Source organism: Ruegeria discodermiae, from assembly GCF_030758345.1.
GTDB lineage: Bacteria > Pseudomonadota > Alphaproteobacteria > Rhodobacterales > Rhodobacteraceae > Ruegeria_C.
This window is the reverse complement of the sequence record NZ_JAVAMO010000062.1, coordinates 1-897: the sequence shown is the minus strand read 5'-3', so window position 1 is coordinate 897 and position 897 is coordinate 1. Positions and strand designations below refer to the sequence as shown.

Sequence of the window (897 nt, the reverse complement as noted above, 5' to 3'; positions counted from 1 at the left end):
GATAAGTATCCCTTATCATGTTTCATTGATTTTGCTGCAAAAATGGCTCAGAATAACCCTCATGATGCCTCCTGCCCCCTATCTCCCACCCGCCTCCCCTGCCCTCTCCGCCGCAGACCAGGAGGCGCTCACCGATCTCTATGTGCGTGGCACTCCCGCCAATACGCTCCGGGCTTATGAGCGCGATCTGCTCTATGTGACCGCATGGAAGACGGCGCGCTTCGGGACGGCGCTGGACTGGCCGGAAAGTGAGGCCACGGCGCTGGCCTTCATCCTGGATCACGCCCGCGATCTGAATGACGCGGCACCAGACGATCGCGCCCGCCGGACGGCCGAGATGCTAATTGCGCAGGGCCTGCGCAAGTCGCTCGCCTGCCCGGCCCCGTCCACCCTGGACCGCCGCATTGCCTCCTGGCTGGCCTTTCACCGGATGAAGAACCTCCCCTCCCCGTTTGACGCGCCGCAGGTCAAGCAGGCCCGTGCCAAGGCAAGACGCGCCGCGGCCCGGCCCCCTGCCCCGAAGTCGCAGCACCCGATCACCCGCGATGTGCTGGAGCAGCTGCTGGCCACCTGCCGCGGCTCTCGCCGGGATTGCCGCGACCGGGCACTGCTGATGCTGGGCTGGGCCTCGGGCGGACGGCGGCGCTCGGAACTCACCGCGCTGAGGCGCGAGGATGTGTCCCTGAAAGAATTCGAGCAGAAAGGCCTGGTCTGGCTTTCCCTGCTGGAAACCAAAACCACCCAAAAAGGCGAGACCCCGCGACTGGTGCTCAAGGGCCGCGCAGCCCGGGCGCTGGTACATTGGATTGAGGTGGCCAACATCAAGGACGGGCCGTTGTTTCGCCCGATCTCCAAGGCCGACCGGGTGCTGAAACGCCGCCTTTCCCCGGATGCGAT

General features: G+C 65.4%; 1 protein-coding gene. It reads left to right on the top strand.

Features of this window, described 5'->3' with window-relative positions; translation table 11 throughout:
* Window positions 1-61: 61 nt before the first annotated feature.
* A partial coding sequence (locus Q5Y75_RS28350; protein WP_306203652.1) for an integrase occupies window positions 62-897 on the top strand: 836 nt, incomplete at its 3' end.